The organism is Pseudomonas sp. LBUM1655, from assembly GCF_059716085.1.
Window position 1 is genome coordinate 599,259 of the sequence record NZ_CP166801.1, and the last position, 15,169, is coordinate 614,427.

General features: G+C 57.6%; 10 protein-coding genes. 9 read left to right on the forward strand and 1 reads right to left on the reverse strand.

From position 1 onward, the window contains the following. Nucleotides 1–176 precede the first annotated feature (176 nt). Together ACA074_RS02650 and ACA074_RS02655 are read left to right on the forward strand one after the other, a co-directional pair. Nucleotides 177–1,163: a hypothetical protein gene (locus ACA074_RS02650; RefSeq protein WP_401271262.1), complete on the forward strand. Its 987-nt coding sequence runs from the start codon at nucleotides 177–179 to the stop codon at nucleotides 1,161–1,163. A 7-nt stretch (nucleotides 1,164–1,170) separates the two neighbouring features. Beyond that, nucleotides 1,171–5,964, forward strand: coding sequence for an RHS repeat domain-containing protein (locus ACA074_RS02655; RefSeq protein ID WP_497678393.1), 4,794 nt, complete (start codon nucleotides 1,171–1,173; stop codon nucleotides 5,962–5,964). 60 nt (nucleotides 5,965–6,024) lie between these two features. Here ACA074_RS02655 and queG read toward each other — a convergent pair whose 3' ends face one another. Beyond that, nucleotides 6,025–7,125 carry a tRNA epoxyqueuosine(34) reductase QueG gene (gene queG, locus ACA074_RS02660; protein WP_489880354.1) on the reverse strand — a complete coding sequence of 367 codons (1,101 nt, stop codon included), beginning with the start codon at nucleotides 7,123–7,125 and terminating at the stop codon, nucleotides 6,025–6,027. A gap of 63 nt (nucleotides 7,126–7,188) precedes the next feature. Here queG and ACA074_RS02665 point away from each other — a divergent pair, with 63 nt between their 5' ends. From ACA074_RS02665 to hflX, 7 genes are all read left to right on the forward strand, one after another. Then, the gene (locus ACA074_RS02665) at nucleotides 7,189–8,688 is read left to right on the forward strand and encodes an NAD(P)H-hydrate dehydratase (protein WP_497678394.1); all 1,500 of its coding nucleotides are present in this window, start codon (nucleotides 7,189–7,191) and stop codon (nucleotides 8,686–8,688) included. Beyond that, nucleotides 8,676–9,146, forward strand: a complete 471-nt coding sequence (gene tsaE / locus ACA074_RS02670) for a tRNA (adenosine(37)-N6)-threonylcarbamoyltransferase complex ATPase subunit type 1 TsaE (protein WP_016985707.1) — start codon at nucleotides 8,676–8,678, stop codon at nucleotides 9,144–9,146. Before ACA074_RS02665 ends, tsaE begins: the two co-directional genes overlap by 13 nt. Further along, on the forward strand, nucleotides 9,147–10,577 hold the full coding sequence (locus tag ACA074_RS02675) for an N-acetylmuramoyl-L-alanine amidase (RefSeq protein ID WP_497678395.1): 1,431 nt from the start codon (nucleotides 9,147–9,149) through the stop codon (nucleotides 10,575–10,577). A 5-nt stretch (nucleotides 10,578–10,582) separates the two neighbouring features. Continuing rightward, nucleotides 10,583–12,484, forward strand: a complete 1,902-nt coding sequence (mutL, locus tag ACA074_RS02680) for a DNA mismatch repair endonuclease MutL (protein WP_187677953.1) — start codon at nucleotides 10,583–10,585, stop codon at nucleotides 12,482–12,484. Further along, nucleotides 12,484–13,455 (forward strand): tRNA (adenosine(37)-N6)-dimethylallyltransferase MiaA, encoded by a 972-nt coding sequence (gene miaA, locus ACA074_RS02685; protein WP_497678396.1) that lies wholly within the window; start codon nucleotides 12,484–12,486, stop codon nucleotides 13,453–13,455. Before mutL ends, miaA begins: the two co-directional genes overlap by 1 nt. Nucleotides 13,456–13,550: 95 nt before the next feature. Then, nucleotides 13,551–13,817 (forward strand): RNA chaperone Hfq, encoded by a 267-nt coding sequence (gene hfq, locus ACA074_RS02690; RefSeq protein WP_095109354.1) that lies wholly within the window; start codon nucleotides 13,551–13,553, stop codon nucleotides 13,815–13,817. Nucleotides 13,818–13,829: 12 nt separating this feature from the next. Further along, nucleotides 13,830–15,131, forward strand: a complete 1,302-nt coding sequence (gene hflX, locus ACA074_RS02695) for a ribosome rescue GTPase HflX (protein ID WP_095187332.1) — start codon at nucleotides 13,830–13,832, stop codon at nucleotides 15,129–15,131. The last annotated feature ends 38 nt before the right edge of the window (nucleotides 15,132–15,169 follow it).

The following is a 15,169-nucleotide window of genomic DNA, read 5'->3' on the forward strand; positions in this document are numbered from 1 at the left end:
TTTTGATTGTTTGATGATTTGTGTAGGTTGTCGGTTTTGATGTTCAAGTATTTCCTCGGCTTTGCCTCTTAATAATTTGTCGAATGTCCCGGCTTTTATTGTTTTTTTAGTCGTGCGTCAATACTTCGACGTGCCCTGAGAGGGGCGAGAATTATTAATTGGTCAGGGGTTATTTTATGTTTGATGAGCAGCTTAGTGTGTCCCGTATCGAGGTTAAACTCGACTCTGCAAGGTCTGGTCAACATAAGGTTCTTTACGCCAACGGTAGAATGCAAGTGCGCGTGTTGGTGCTTTTGCACGGAGTCGATAACAGTGGAGACGGCGCGTCACTGTATGGACATCCCGCCTTGCAGTCACTGCGGTTGATTGCCTATAACGGCGCTCGGCCTCTGGAAGGAGACTGGGGTGTATCGGTGCATGAAAATCGGTATGCCCACGAAATGTCGGGTGGGGCGCCGCGGGTTACAGAAATATCGCGTGTTAAGGACAATCGGATAAGTGACGATGCTGATCCGGTGCAGGTTTTTGAGTTTTGGGTTTCCGCCTCCAGGCCTGGAGTCATGGAAGTGGCTGCCGAAATCATCATGGCCGAGGAGGTATTGCGAAGTAACGGAGTTGGCTTTGACAGCAGTGTTACGCTAGAAGCGATTCCACCGAGAGAGTATCCGCTGAGCAGTTTCTCGTTGAGCAAGTACGATGAGAAACAGCAGAGAGCCACGTATGACTGGGTCCAGCATTATCATATTGGTCTACACGCAGAGGGCCGGCAGATTCACCTCCTCGACTGGTACAGCAGTGAAGTAAAACTTGACCCTTATGATTCGGAAAATTCGGTGCAGGTGTATGTGTCCGGAAATATCCCTGGCACACGGGATGGTCGCAGAAATTTTTATGGGTATATGGCGCCGATTTATGGGCTGAAAACAACCTTTCGCAGCCCTCTCGGCTACATAACTGTACCTATTAATAAAGTGCCTGGGCAGTTGACACTTGTGCAGTATATTTCCGCTGATCTGCAAGTGGCGCCGGCCAATGAAAGCGCATTCGAGTTTGCAGTGATTGATGAATTCGGTTCGGAGCACAGGCTTTGTATCGATGGTGATAAAGAACAGCGCACGTTTATTCTGGATGAATCCAGGCGATCAATGAAAAAACTTATCTGATTTTGACATGTGGTTAGCGGTTTTTTTTGCTCGCCAGCCTGATCTGCCAATATCTGAATTTGGAAATAAAGGACGCTTTTCAATGGTAAGTAATTCATCTTCCGCTGTTCATTCAAATGCTTTCAACTTCGGTGAGTTCGTTTCCGGAGGCGTTGATCCTCGCACGGGCATATATACATGTGCCTTTTCGTTGGGGAAGTTGTACTCGGCGGATCTCAATGGTCCTGAATTTGCACTCTCAATGGGGTTTAATCCGCTCAATCAGGTGGATGCCGGTTTCGGCCTTGGATGGTCTTTGACCATGACGCATTACAACTTGCGCAGCAAAGTCATGACGCTGTCCAACGGTGAGCGATACAAGGCTGTCGAGACGTCTACCGGCCTGAAGTTCAAGGAAATGAAACTGCAAACCGCCAAGGTATTGGTGATCGGGACAGGCCGCTATGAGGTCCAATACAAGGATGGGCGCCGTGAGTTACTGAAAGTTCAGGCGGGCACTCAGATTGCCGTAGCGGAAACAATTTTCGCGGCGAACGGTGTGAGCATCACGCTGAAGCATAAATTGTTCAATCAGTTTCCCATGTTGACGGAAGTCTCTGACGCCAAGAGCTGCCTGTTGAAAATTACACGCAATGCAGGTCAAGTGACATTGACCCGGCATCCCGATACGCCGTCCAGTTCCGACTACAAGTTGATCTTGAAAAACAGTCGGGTGACGGCAATCGAGCTTCCGCTCGGCAAGGGCTGGGAGCTGGAATATGAAGTCATTGATGAGGCCAGCTATTTGCGCCGCGTCGTCAACCCCTTGCGCGGCGTAGAAATCATTCGCTACAAGCGGCAAGGTCACCGCTTCGTAAACGGCGTGGAACAGACGCTGCCGTTTGTCATCGCTCACGATGTTTACCCGGGGCGTCGCCAGGCCAGGCTCTGCAAGATATACACGTATTCCGACCATAACTTTCTCGGGCAGGGTCTCATCCCGGCCAAGGACGAAGACGGAGATCCTCTTTACCTGGCGCCCAGTCACTACGTCTATACCTCGGACGAGAAATTGGTGGTCAACGGTAAGGTTCACACCCGGATTAATCGCACCTACAACAAATTCCATTTGCTGGTCGCAGAAGTTACAACATGCGGCGATGCCCAGACCACAACCACCACCGAATATCATTGTTCCGTCGTAAGGCCATTCAATGAACAGCCGGCTCAGTTCCGCATGCCCAAGGTTCAGAAGGTGACGTATCTCGATCGGGGCACCCAAAAGTCGCGCGAGGAAACCACCGTCACTGAGTTCGACGGCGAAGGCAACTTGCTCAAGTATGTCGAGCCGAGTGGGGTGACGACCGTGTCGGAATTTTATCCGGCAAGCGGTGGGGACAACTGCCCAAAGGATCCGCTGGGTTTTATCAGGTTCCAGAAAAAGAGGACCGTTACCGCTGCTGCAGCAGGTGGAAACTCGACTGTCACGTATTACGACTATGCGCTGCATCCCGCGTTGAAAGGTGCGGAACTGGCATCCGTGTTACCGGTTGAGGAGCGTTATTTCGAGCTCGTGGAGGGGGTTGAGGTCCTGCGCTCGAGAACCGCAAGGCATTACTTGAATACGCCAATGGACCCGCTCAAGCACGGGGCCATGAAAGAGCAAAGCATCACCCGTAACGATAAAAAGACTTGTACGGAATTTTCCTATGAGCTTGAGGACGCCGGGCTGCGAGTGAAGTCCAGCACACGTGGGTTTGATGGCTCGTTGCAGGCCAGCGAGAAAGTGCTCTCGACGCTGAGCGGATTACCGTTGTCAGAAGTCGATGTCGATGGCGAGCAGATCGAATATGAATACGACGCGATCGGCCGGGCAGTGTGCAAAACGGTTGCCCGCGGTACTCCTTACGCAGCCTCTACCAGGTGGGCCTATATCGCAGCCACCATTCAGCAGCCGGCCACGATGGTGACCATTGACCCCGCCGGCTGTGAACAAAGAGTGACCTATGACGGCCTGGAACGGGTGGTTACCGTTCAGGAACAGGACTGTGACTATCCGGATGAGGATGGGCTCATTCAGTTTCGCACCCTCTATTCCGCCATTCATGATTCGGCGGGTCACAAGGTAAACGTAACGCTGACCGATTGGCGCGATGGCAAGCCTTATCCGGTCATCACTCGCTACGAATTCGATAACTGGGGGCAGGTCAGCAAGACGCTCCATGCCGATGGGCGTATCGAACACAGCGAGGCCGATCCGGTCGCTCGCCAGCAAACGAGTTGGCTTCAGGGAATGGGCAAAACAGTTACCCTCGCCAACGAATTTGGTAAACCACTGAGTGTCGAGAGCTTCAATCTGAAGAATAAGAGTCTCGGCAAAACCGTTTACACCTATGACGGATTGGGGCGCACAACCAGCCAGACCGATCCGGTCGGCAATACCACTCGATATGGGTACGACGTTTTTGACCGGATGATCCGTAGTGTCCTGCCCGGCGCCAGCGAAGTGGTAACCGACTACGCCGATCACAGTGATGAAGCGCTGCCGGTCTGCACCCGGGTTAATGGCAGAGTGTTGGGCCGGCAGGTGTATGACGGTTTGAATCGCCTGACGAAAAGTACCGTGGGTGGACGCGAGTCCGAGGCCGGATATGAAGCGGGGTTCAGTCAGCCGCAGTGGTACAAGAGCGCCGATGGCAAGAAAACCGAATTTACTTATGTACGAGCTCTGGGCGGTTTACTGACTGAACGCAAGGTGGGGGCATTGCTCACGACCATGACTTACGACCCCGTCAACGGGCATCCCTTGACCTGCACCGAAAACAGCAGAGAGCGTCGTTTTACGTATTACCCTTCCGGGCGCATCAAATCCGAAACGACTACCTACGGCGATGTCAGCAAAGCAACTTCTTTTACCTATTCTTTAGAGGGGCGACCGCTCATCTATGTCGATGTACTCGGATCCGAGCATAGATCCGAATACGATGACCACGGCCGCTTGTTATCGACTTTGCAGGGTTCGCTGAAAACCGAATTCCACTACAACATCCAAACAGGGATGCTGGAATGGACGAAGACCGAAGAGACTTCGATCAAGCGTCAAATGATCACTCGGTTTGCCTATGATGATATCGGTCGTGAAACCCTCCGTACTTTCGAGGTCAAGGGCCAGCCCGACCAGACGCTGGCGTCGACTTATACGCTCGCTGGCAAACTGTCGCGCAAAGTGTCCATGCGCGGCACACAAGTGTTGCGCGATGAACAATTTGTTTACGACGTGCGTGGGCGTCTGATCCAGTACGACTGTGCCGGACCCCAAAAACCCTTGGATCCTTACGGCAAAGAGATAGTCCAGCAGACGTTTACATTCGATGCACTGGACAACCTTCTCACCGTACAAACCCGGTTCCCGCTGGGTGTGAATCTGACCACCTTCAGTTATGAAAATCCGGACCCCGCGCAGCTCAGCGCAGTCAAGCATTCCCATGTCGACTATCCACCGGCAGTGACCCTGGAATACGACGCCAACGGCAGGATGATCAAGGATGACCAGGCGCGAACCCTGACCTATGACGCGTTCGGACGTCTCGAGCAACTGGCTGGCGCAGGAGGTTCAGTCATCCGCGGCTATCATTACGACGGTTTCGATCACCTGGTTGAACTGTCGCAACCGGATACGGCAACGGCGCAGCGTTATTACTACGAAGGCCGGGTCACCAATGAGGTTCGTGGTAAAGATTCATCCAGCATCGTGCGGCACGGTGGATTGCTTGTGGGGCAGCAGCAGCTCGGATTGAACGCCGGCGCGCAACTGTTCGGCACCGATCAGCAGCAAAGTGTATTGGCAGAGCTGGGTGAGGGGCAGCTGACCGATTGCGCTTACAGCCCTTACGGGCATCGTCCTGCCGAGGGTGGTTTGTTCAGTCTGGCGGGGTTCAACGGCGAGCAACTGGACCGGGCGACCGGCCTTTATCTGCTGGGCAACGGTTACCGAGCCTATAGCCCGACACTGATGCGTTTTCTCAGCCCCGATAGCATGAGTCCATTTGGTGGGGGCGGATTGAATGCCTACGCTTATTGCCTGGGCGATCCTGTCAATCGTGTTGACCCTACGGGGCATATATCCTGGCAATTGATCCTGGGAGTCGGACTCAGTGTCCTGGGGATTGTTGCCAGCGTGCTCTCGGCGGGCGCCACAACGCCATGGGCGGTGGCGGCGTTGGGCCTGACCGTTGCTTCAGGTTTGACGGGAATCGCCAGCGAATTGGTCAGTCACTATGCACCGGATTCTTCAGCAGGAGAGCTATTGGGGTGGATCAGTGTCGGTCTTGGCCTGGCTTCGCTCGGTACAGGTCTGGCGGCCGGCGCCAAAGCTGCTGTGAATGGAGCCAGAAAGCTGGCTTCAGCCTTTCAACCAGGGCTCAGTGGACGGGGGGCGGGCAAAGCTTTTGCCAAAGGACGAGGAGCCAAGGCTGCGGCCAAAAAAGCCAGCGCGCCGGTTCAGGAGCAGATCGATACGAAATGGACACTCGTCAAGACCTACGAAAAAAATGGTCGGAACTACATCGAGGTAGCGGGTAAAGAAGACTTGAAGAAAAAAGCTGAGTTCTTCATGAAGGAAATTTCAGAGGGAAAACCTCCGAGCATGGCCGCCCAGCTAGCGGAAGGCCGTTACGAGCCAATGCACGGTTCATCCAGCTCGACGATGAAGGGAATGCATTTTTACTTGGGCGGGGGAGATCGCGTGTATCTGGTGGAGAACTCCAAGGACAGGATTGCAGACATCATCCAGTTGGGCGGCCACCTTAAAAAATCCAAGTGACAGGTATAAACACACGACCAGGCAGCACCAAGCCAGAACCAAGAGTACTCAAGGGCAAGATCATGATTTGAGCTCTTTGCTGGCCAGTTTCGCGTGCGCAGGTCGGGAGTGCTGTTCCAGTGCCCACTCCACATGCTCTCTAACCAACGCTGACGGATAATCCCGTCGCGCCTTCAACGCTTCCAGCACCGGGATCGTTGAAGGCGCATTGCCCAGCCCCACCGCCAGATTCCTCAACCAGCGCTCATACCCCGCTCGCCGCAACGGTGAACCTTCGGTGCTGCTCAAGAATTTCTCTTCATCCCACAAAAACAGCTCGGCCAGTTCGGCGTTGTCGAGGTTGTGCCGTGGCTTGAAGTCGGTTTCGCCAGACGGCCGCGCGAAGCGGTTCCACGGGCAGACTATCTGGCAGTCATCGCAGCCGAAGACTCGATTACCGATCAGCGGACGCAGGTCTTCAGGGATGGCATTTTTGAGCTCGATGGTCAGATAGGAAATGCAGCGCCGGGCGTCGAGCACATAAGGACCGACGAAGGCGTTGGTCGGGCAGATATCCAGGCACGCCGTGCAGCGACCGCAATGTTCGGTGCTGTGCGGTTCATCCACCGGCAGCGGCAGGTCGACGAACAGTTCGCTCAGAAAGAAGTAACTGCCGGCTTTGCGGTTCAACACCAGGGTGTTTTTGCCGATCCAGCCCAGCCCGGCCTGCTCGGCGATGGCTTTTTCCAGCACCGGAGCGCTGTCGACGAAGGCGCGGAAGCCAAACGGGCCAATCTCGGCTTGAATCTTGTCCGCTAATTGTTGAACGCGTTTACGGATCAATTTGTGGTAATCGCGGCCCAAGGCATAACGCGACACGTACGCTTTTTCCGGTTGGGCCAGACGTTTGGCCATCTCGGTGTCGCCCGGCAGGTAGTCCATGCGCAGGGAAACCACGCGCAAAGTACCGGGCACCAGCTCTTCCGGATGCGAACGTTTGCTGCCGTGGGCACCCATGTAGTCCATTTCGCCGTGGTAGCCAGCTTCGAGCCAGCGCGCCAAGTGCTGCTCATGCTCTGCCAAATCCAGGCCACTGATGCCGACTTGCTGAAAGCCCAGCTCGCGGCCCCAATCCTTGATCGATTGGGCGAGGGCGGGCAGGTCTGTAGTGATGGCGGACATGAGGCGAGAGAAACCGGAGCTGAGGTGCGTATAATTCTGCCAGACATCGGAGCCCGAATACGCATGCCGCACACGAAAGATGAATTACCCGACGCGCTGTACTGCGCCGCTCAGGTGCGCGAACTCGACGCACGGCTGATTGCTGCCGGCACGCCGGGCTTCGAATTGATGCAGCGCGCCGCACATGCGACCTGGCGGGCGCTGGTCCGACAATGGCCTTCAGCGACCGAACTGACGGTGCTCGCCGGCCATGGCAACAATGCCGGTGACGGTTATCTGGTAGCGGTTCTCGCTCAACGCGCGGGCTGGCAAGTTCAGGTGTTGGCTGTCGGTGATCCGCAGCGCTTGCAGGGCGACGCAGCATTGGCCCATGCCGAGGCGGTGACCGAAGGCGTGGCAATACAGGGCTGGAACCCCCTGAGCCCATTACGCGGGATCATCGTCGATGCCTTGCTTGGCACCGGCCTCACCGGTGAGGTTCGCGAGCCATATGCCAGTGCCATCAGGGCGATCAATGCCAGCGGTTTGCCGGTAACGGCGGTGGATATTCCTTCCGGACTGTCCGCTGATACCGGGCATGTGCTCGGTGCCGCAGTTCGCGCCGACCTCACCGTCACCTTCATTGGGCTGAAAATCGGTCTGTTCACCGGCGATGCTGCGGATCACATCGGCTATCTGGCATTTAATGATTTGCAGGCCACGACCGAAATCTATCGTGACATTCCTGTCAGCGCTCGACGCCTCAATGCGGCTAATCTGCCGCGTCTGGCCGCACGTGCGCAGGCCGCGCACAAAGGGCGATTCGGGCATTTGTTGTTGATCGGTGGCGATCACGGTTTCGGCGGGGCGATTCTGCTCAGCACCGAAAGCGCACTGCGCAGCGGGGCGGGCATGGTTTCGCTGGCAACGCGACCGGAGCACGTGTCGGCGGCGCTGACGCGGGTTCCGGAAGTGATGGCGCTAGGGGTTTCATCGGCCAATCAATTGATGAGTCTGCTCGAAAAAGTGTCACTGCTGGTCGTCGGGCCGGGGCTTGGACAGGCGAGTTGGGGGCGGGCGCTGTTGTCTGCCGCCGTCAACGCGCCGTTGCCACAAGTGTGGGACGCCGATGCATTGAATCTGCTGGCCAGCGGATTCGTCAGCCTGCCCAAGGATTGCGTGATCACTCCGCATCCGGGCGAAGCGGCGCGTTTGCTGGGGATCAGTACTGCTGAAGTACAGGCGGATCGCCCGGCGGCCGCTTTGGCTTTGAGCAAAAAACATACAGCAGTGGTAGTGCTGAAAGGCGCCGGCAGTTTGATTGCGCATCCCGATGGGCGTCTGGCGTTGTGTCACCAGGGCCATCCGGCCATGGCCACCGCTGGGCTCGGCGATGTACTGGCAGGCTTGACCGGCGCACTGTTGGCGCAAGGCATGGACGGTTTCGATGCCGCCTGTCTGGCGGTCTGGCTGCACGCCAATGCCGGGATGCAACAAGGGAAATTCGGCCGTGGGCTGGCGGCCAGTGATTTGATTCCAGTCATTCGTCAGTTGTTGGAGGAGCATGCACCGTGTCTGAAGTAACCCTGTACCTGGCCGATGAACAGGCCATGAGCGACTTTGGCGCACGGATCGCCCGGGTGACCCAGGGCCACGGCCTTATTTTCCTCGAGGGCAACCTGGGGATGGGCAAAACCACGCTGTCCCGAGGGATCATTCGTGGGTTGGGGCACGTCGGGGCGGTGAAAAGTCCGACCTTCACCTTGGTCGAACCCTACGAGATTGGCGATATCCGCGCCTTCCACTTTGACCTGTATCGCCTGGTCGATCCGGAAGAGCTGGAGTTTCTCGGCATCCGCGACTATTTCGAAGACGACGCACTGTGCCTGATCGAATGGCCCGATAAAGGTGCAGGCTTTTTGCCAAAGCCGGACCTGACCATTACCATTAGCCCGCAAGACAGCGGGCGTTCGCTGAAAATTTTATCCCAGGGCTCGCGTGGCGAGGCCTGGTGTGCCGCTTTGGCGTTGGAATCCAATTAGATGATGGGGTTAGGTATGCGCTTTCGCGCGTTGGTGGCTGCCGCTGGACTGATATTGATGGCAGTAACCGTCAACGCTGTGGCCGACTCAAAGGTCAACAGCGTGCGCCTGTGGCGGGCACCGGACAACACGCGACTGGTCTTCGACCTGAGCGGCCCGGTGCAACACAGTGTTTTCACCCTGACCTCACCGGATCGGCTGGTGATCGACATCAACGGCGCCACCCTTGGCGCGCCGCTGAATGTGCAGACCGCCAACACGCCGATCACCGCGATGCGCTCGGCCCAGCGCACGCCGACCGACCTGCGGGTGGTCATCGATCTGAAAAAAGCCGTCACCCCGAAAAGCTTCTCGCTGGCGCCTAACGCACAGTATGGCAACCGTCTGGTGGTCGATCTGTTCGACAACGCGGCCGACGCGGCGCCGCCGCCTGCTCCAACGCCGCGGGTTGCGACTGTACCGGCCGTGCCGGTCACCCCGACCGAGCCAGCAATCAAGCTGCCGCCAGCCCCTGCCGGCAAGCGCGACATTATTGTGGTGATTGACGCCGGCCACGGTGGCGAAGACCCGGGTGCGTCCGGTTCGCGTGGTCAGCGTGAAAAAGACGTGGTGCTGCAGATCGCTCGCGAACTGCAACGTCAGGTCAACGGCATGAAAGGCTTCCGCGCCGAATTGACTCGCACCGGCGACTACTTCATTCCGTTGCGCGGGCGTACCGAAATTGCCCGCAAAAAGGGCGCCGACCTGTTCGTGTCGATCCACGCCGACGCCGCGCCTTCTGCGGCGGCCTTTGGTGCGTCGGTGTTTGCCCTGTCTGATCGCGGCGCCACATCTGAAACTGCGCGTTGGCTGGCCGACAGCGAAAACCGTTCCGACTTGATCGGTGGTGCCGGCAACGTCAGCCTCGATGACAAGGACCGCATGCTCGCCGGCGTGTTGCTCGACCTGTCGATGACGGCTTCGCTCACCTCCAGCCTCAACGTCGGTCAGAAAGTTCTGACCAACATCGGTCGCGTCACACCGCTGCACAAACAGCGCGTTGAACAGGCCGGGTTCATGGTGTTGAAGTCGCCGGATATTCCGTCGATCCTGGTTGAAACCGGCTTCATCTCCAATGCCAACGAAGCGAACAAACTCTCGGCGTCGAGCCATCAGCAAGCGCTGGCACGTTCGATCAGCAGCGGCGTGCGCCAGTTCTTCCAGCAGAATCCGCCACCGGGCACCTACATTGCCTGGCTGCGTGATTCCGGCAAGATCGCCCAGGGCCCGCGTGACCACCGTGTCGGCCCGGGTGAAACGCTGGCAATGATCGGCGTGCGCTATCAGGTATCGCCGGCCACATTGCGCAGCGCGAACAACCTGAAAAGCGATGAGCTGAAAGTCGGCCAACACCTGACCATTCCTGGCAACGAACTGGCGTCCAAAGAATGAACGAAGTGCTGAACGCAGCCCGCATCGAACTGCTCAGCCCCCGGCTGGCGAACCAGATCGCCGCCGGTGAGGTGGTCGAGCGCCCCGCGTCGGTGATTAAGGAGCTGCTGGAAAACAGCCTCGACTCCGGCGCCAAGCGCATTGATGTCGATGTCGAGCAGGGCGGCGTCAAGCTGTTGCGAGTCCGCGACGACGGCAGCGGCATCTCCGCCGACGACCTGCCGCTGGCGCTGGCCCGTCACGCCACCAGCAAGATTCGTAATCTGGAAGACCTCGAACAGGTGATGAGCCTGGGCTTTCGCGGTGAGGCACTGGCGTCGATCAGTTCCGTCGCGCGTCTGACCCTGACCTCGCGCACCCGTGACGCCGATCAGGCCTGGCAGGTCGAAACCGAAGGTCGCGACATGGCGCCGCGCGTGCAACCGGCCGCGCACCCGGTCGGCACCTCGGTTGAAGTCCGCGACCTGTTCTTCAACACCCCGGCGCGGCGCAAATTCCTCAAGACCGAAAAAACCGAATTCGATCACTTGCAAGAAGTGATCAAGCGTCTTGCACTGGCGCGTTTCGACGTGGCGTTTCATCTGCGCCACAACGGCAAGACCATTCTCAGCCTGCACGAAGCCCACGATGACGCGGCGCGTGCGCGGCGTGTGGCGGCGATCTGTGGTTCGGGTTTCCTGGAGCAAGCCTTGCCGATCGAGATCGAGCGTAACGGCTTGCACCTGTGGGGCTGGGTCGGTTTGCCGACCTTCAACCGCAGCCAGGCGGACTTGCAGTACTTCTTTGTCAATGGCCGGGCGGTGCGCGACAAGCTCGTGGCCCATGCGGTGCGTCAGGCCTATCGCGACGTATTGTTCAACGGTCGGCACCCGACGTTTGCGCTGTTTTTCGAGGTCGACCCGGCGGCGGTGGACGTCAACGTGCACCCGACCAAGCACGAAGTGCGCTTTCGCGATGGGCGCATGGTGCATGACTTCCTTTACGGCACGCTGCACCGCGCGCTGGGCGATGTGCGTCCGGAAGATCAGCTTGCCGGTTCAGTCACCACCGCCGTTGTCCGGCCAACCGGCCTTGATGCCGGTGAATTCGGCCCGCAGGGTGAAATGCGTCTGGCGGCCAATGCGTTGCTTGAGCAACCGCAGGCGCAACCGGCGTTCAATACGTCGGCGGGCGCCAGCGCTGGTGGCGCTTATCAGTATCAATACACGCCGCGTCCGCAATCGGCGATGCCGCCTGCCGCTGAGGCTCAGGCTGCGTATCGCGAGTTTTTCGCGCCGTTGCCTGAAGCCAACGCCAATGCGCTGCCGGCCGGTCAGGAAGATATTCCACCACTCGGGTACGCGCTGGCGCAGCTCAAGGGCATCTACATTCTGTCCGAGAATGCCCAAGGGCTGGTTTTGGTGGACATGCACGCTGCACACGAGCGGATCATGTACGAGCGCCTGAAGATTGCCATGGCCAGCGAAGGCCTTAGCGGCCAGCCGTTGCTGGTGCCTGAGTCTCTGGCGGTGAGTCAGCGCGAGGCCGATTGCGCCGAAGAGCATGCGGCGTGGTTTCAGCGTCTTGGCTTCGAGTTGCAACGCCTTGGCCCGGAAACATTGGCTATTCGACAGATTCCGGCTTTGCTTAAGCAGGCTGAGGCTAATCGTCTGGTGGGTGATGTGCTGTCGGATTTGATGGAATACGGCACCAGCGACCGGATTCAGGCGCACCTCAACGAACTGCTGGGCACCATGGCCTGCCACGGCGCGATCCGCGCCAACCGGCGCCTGGCCCTGCCGGAAATGAACGGCCTGCTGCGTGACATGGAAAACACCGAGCGCAGCGGTCAATGCAATCATGGCCGACCGACCTGGACCCAACTGGGCCTGGACGATCTGGACAAACTGTTCTTGCGCGGTCGTTGATGAGCCAGCTCCCTCCAGCGATTTTTCTTATGGGCCCGACCGCTGCGGGCAAGACCGACCTGGCCATCGAGCTGTCCAAGGTATTGCCTTGCGAGTTGATCAGCGTCGATTCTGCGCTGGTTTATCGCGGCATGGACATCGGCACCGCCAAGCCTTCAAAAGAGCTGTTGGCTGAGCATCCGCACCGTTTGATCGACATTCTTGATCCGGCTGAAGCGTATTCGGCTGCTGATTTTCGGCGTGATGCCCTGCAAGCGATGGCCGAAATCACTTCGCGCGGAAAAATCCCGCTGCTGGTCGGCGGCACGATGCTCTATTACAAGGCTTTGGTCGACGGCCTGGCAGACATGCCGGCAGCCGACCCCGGGGTGCGCGCGCAGATCGAAGAAGAGGCTGCACGCCATGGCTGGCAAGCCTTGCACGAGCAATTGGCAGCCATCGACCCGGAGTCAGCGGCGCGGATACATCCGAACGATCCACAGCGCCTGAGTCGGGCGCTGGAGGTTTATCGGGTCAGCGGTCAGAGCATGACTGCCCTGCGCCAGCAACAATCTGCGCAAAGTACTGAAGCAGCCGCTTCGGGACTGCAACAATTGCCCTATACTGTCGCGAACTTGGCCATTGCCCCGGCGAATCGTCAGGTATTGCACGAGCGTATTAAACAAAGATTCACAAATATGTTGGAACAGGGATTCATCGACGAGGTCGTAGCCCTGCGTAAAAGAAGTGACCTGCATGCCGGGTTGCCGTCTATACGTGCAGTAGGTTACCGCCAAGTCTGGGATTACCTGGATGGCAAACTGAGCTTGGCCGAAATGCAGGAGCGCGGAATCATCGCCACGCGCCAATTGGCCAAACGCCAGTTCACCTGGCTGCGCAGCTGGGAAGATTTACACTGGCTGGACAGTCTTGATTGCGACAATCTGCCACGCGCCTTGAAATACCTTGGGACCATCTCCATATTGAGCTGAGTCCTTGCAATTGCCGTCTATCCTTGGGGGTGTGGCGGCCAAAGCCATCTGAATTACCTATTTTTTATTATTGAATCCTTAAAGGAGTGCGGCACATGTCAAAAGGGCATTCGCTACAAGACCCTTACTTGAATACTTTACGTAAAGAGAAAGTTGGGGTTTCCATCTACCTGGTCAACGGTATCAAACTGCAAGGCACGATCGAGTCCTTCGACCAGTTCGTGATCCTGCTGAAAAACACCGTCAGCCAGATGGTTTACAAACACGCTATCTCTACCGTCGTGCCAGTTCGTCCAATTCGTCTGCCTAGCGCAACCGAAAATGAACAGGGCGACGCAGATCCAGCTCCGGGTAACGCCTGATAGGAGTCTCCTTTGTTCTTTGAGCGCCACGGTGGTGGTGAACGGGTCATCCTCGTTCACTTGGATGGACAGGACCCTGAGGCGCGCGAAGATCCGCAGGAGTTTCAGGAACTGGCTAATTCGGCGGGCGCCGAGACCGTTGCGTTTTTTAACGTGCCGCGTCATCGGCCAACCGCCAAATTCCTGATTGGCAGTGGCAAGGTCGAGGAACTACGCGACCTGGTTCATGCCGAAAAGGCCGATCTGGTTATCTTCAATCACATCCTCACGCCCAGTCAGGAACGTAACCTCGAACGTGTTTTCGAGTGTCGCGTGATCGACCGCACCGGTCTGATTCTCGATATTTTCGCCCAGCGCGCCCGCACCCATGAAGGCAAGCTCCAGGTCGAACTGGCCCAGCTTGACCACATGAGTACCCGTCTGGTTCGTGGCTGGACTCACCTTGAGCGTCAAGGTGGTGGCATCGGCATGCGTGGTCCGGGTGAAACCCAGCTGGAAACCGACCGTCGTCTGTTGCGGGTTCGCCTGCGTCAGATCAAGGGCCGGCTGGAAAAAGTGCGCAGCCAGCGCGAACAGTCGCGACGCGGCCGCTCGCGTGCGGATATTCCTACCGTGTCTCTGGTGGGGTATACCAACGCCGGTAAATCCACACTCTTCAATAACGTGACGAAATCCGACGTGTACGCGGCGGATCAGTTGTTCGCCACGCTGGACCCGACCCTGCGCCGTCTCGAACTGGACGACCTCGGGCCGATTGTTTTGGCCGACACCGTGGGGTTCATCCGTCACTTGCCCCACAAGCTGGTCGAAGCATTTCGGTCTACGCTCGAAGAGTCGAGCAACTCCGATCTGCTGTTGCACGTGATCGATGCGGCCGAGCCGGATCGCATGTTGCAGATCGAGCAGGTGATGGTGGTGCTGGGTGAGATTGGAGCCCAGGACTTGCCGATCCTCGAGGTATACAACAAACTCGATTTGCTTGAAGGCGTTGAGCCACAAATCCAGCGCGATGCCGATGGCAAGCCGCAACGGGTCTGGCTGTCCGCGCGTGATGGCAGTGGTCTGGAATTGCTTGAGCAAGCCATTGCCGAGTTGCTGGGCAGCGATTTGTTTGTGGGCACATTGCGTTTGCCGCAACGATTCGCTCGACTGCGTGCGCAGTTCTTCGAACTCGGTGCGGTGCAGAAAGAAGAACACGACGAAGAAGGCATCAGCTTGCTGGCCGTTCGTTTGCCCCGGGTCGAGTTGAATCGACTGGTAAGCCGCGAAGGATTGCAGCCGATGGAATTCATCGAGCAACACACTTTGCAATAAAAGCCTGACAAAGCGGTTGTGCCGCAACGGCAGGCATT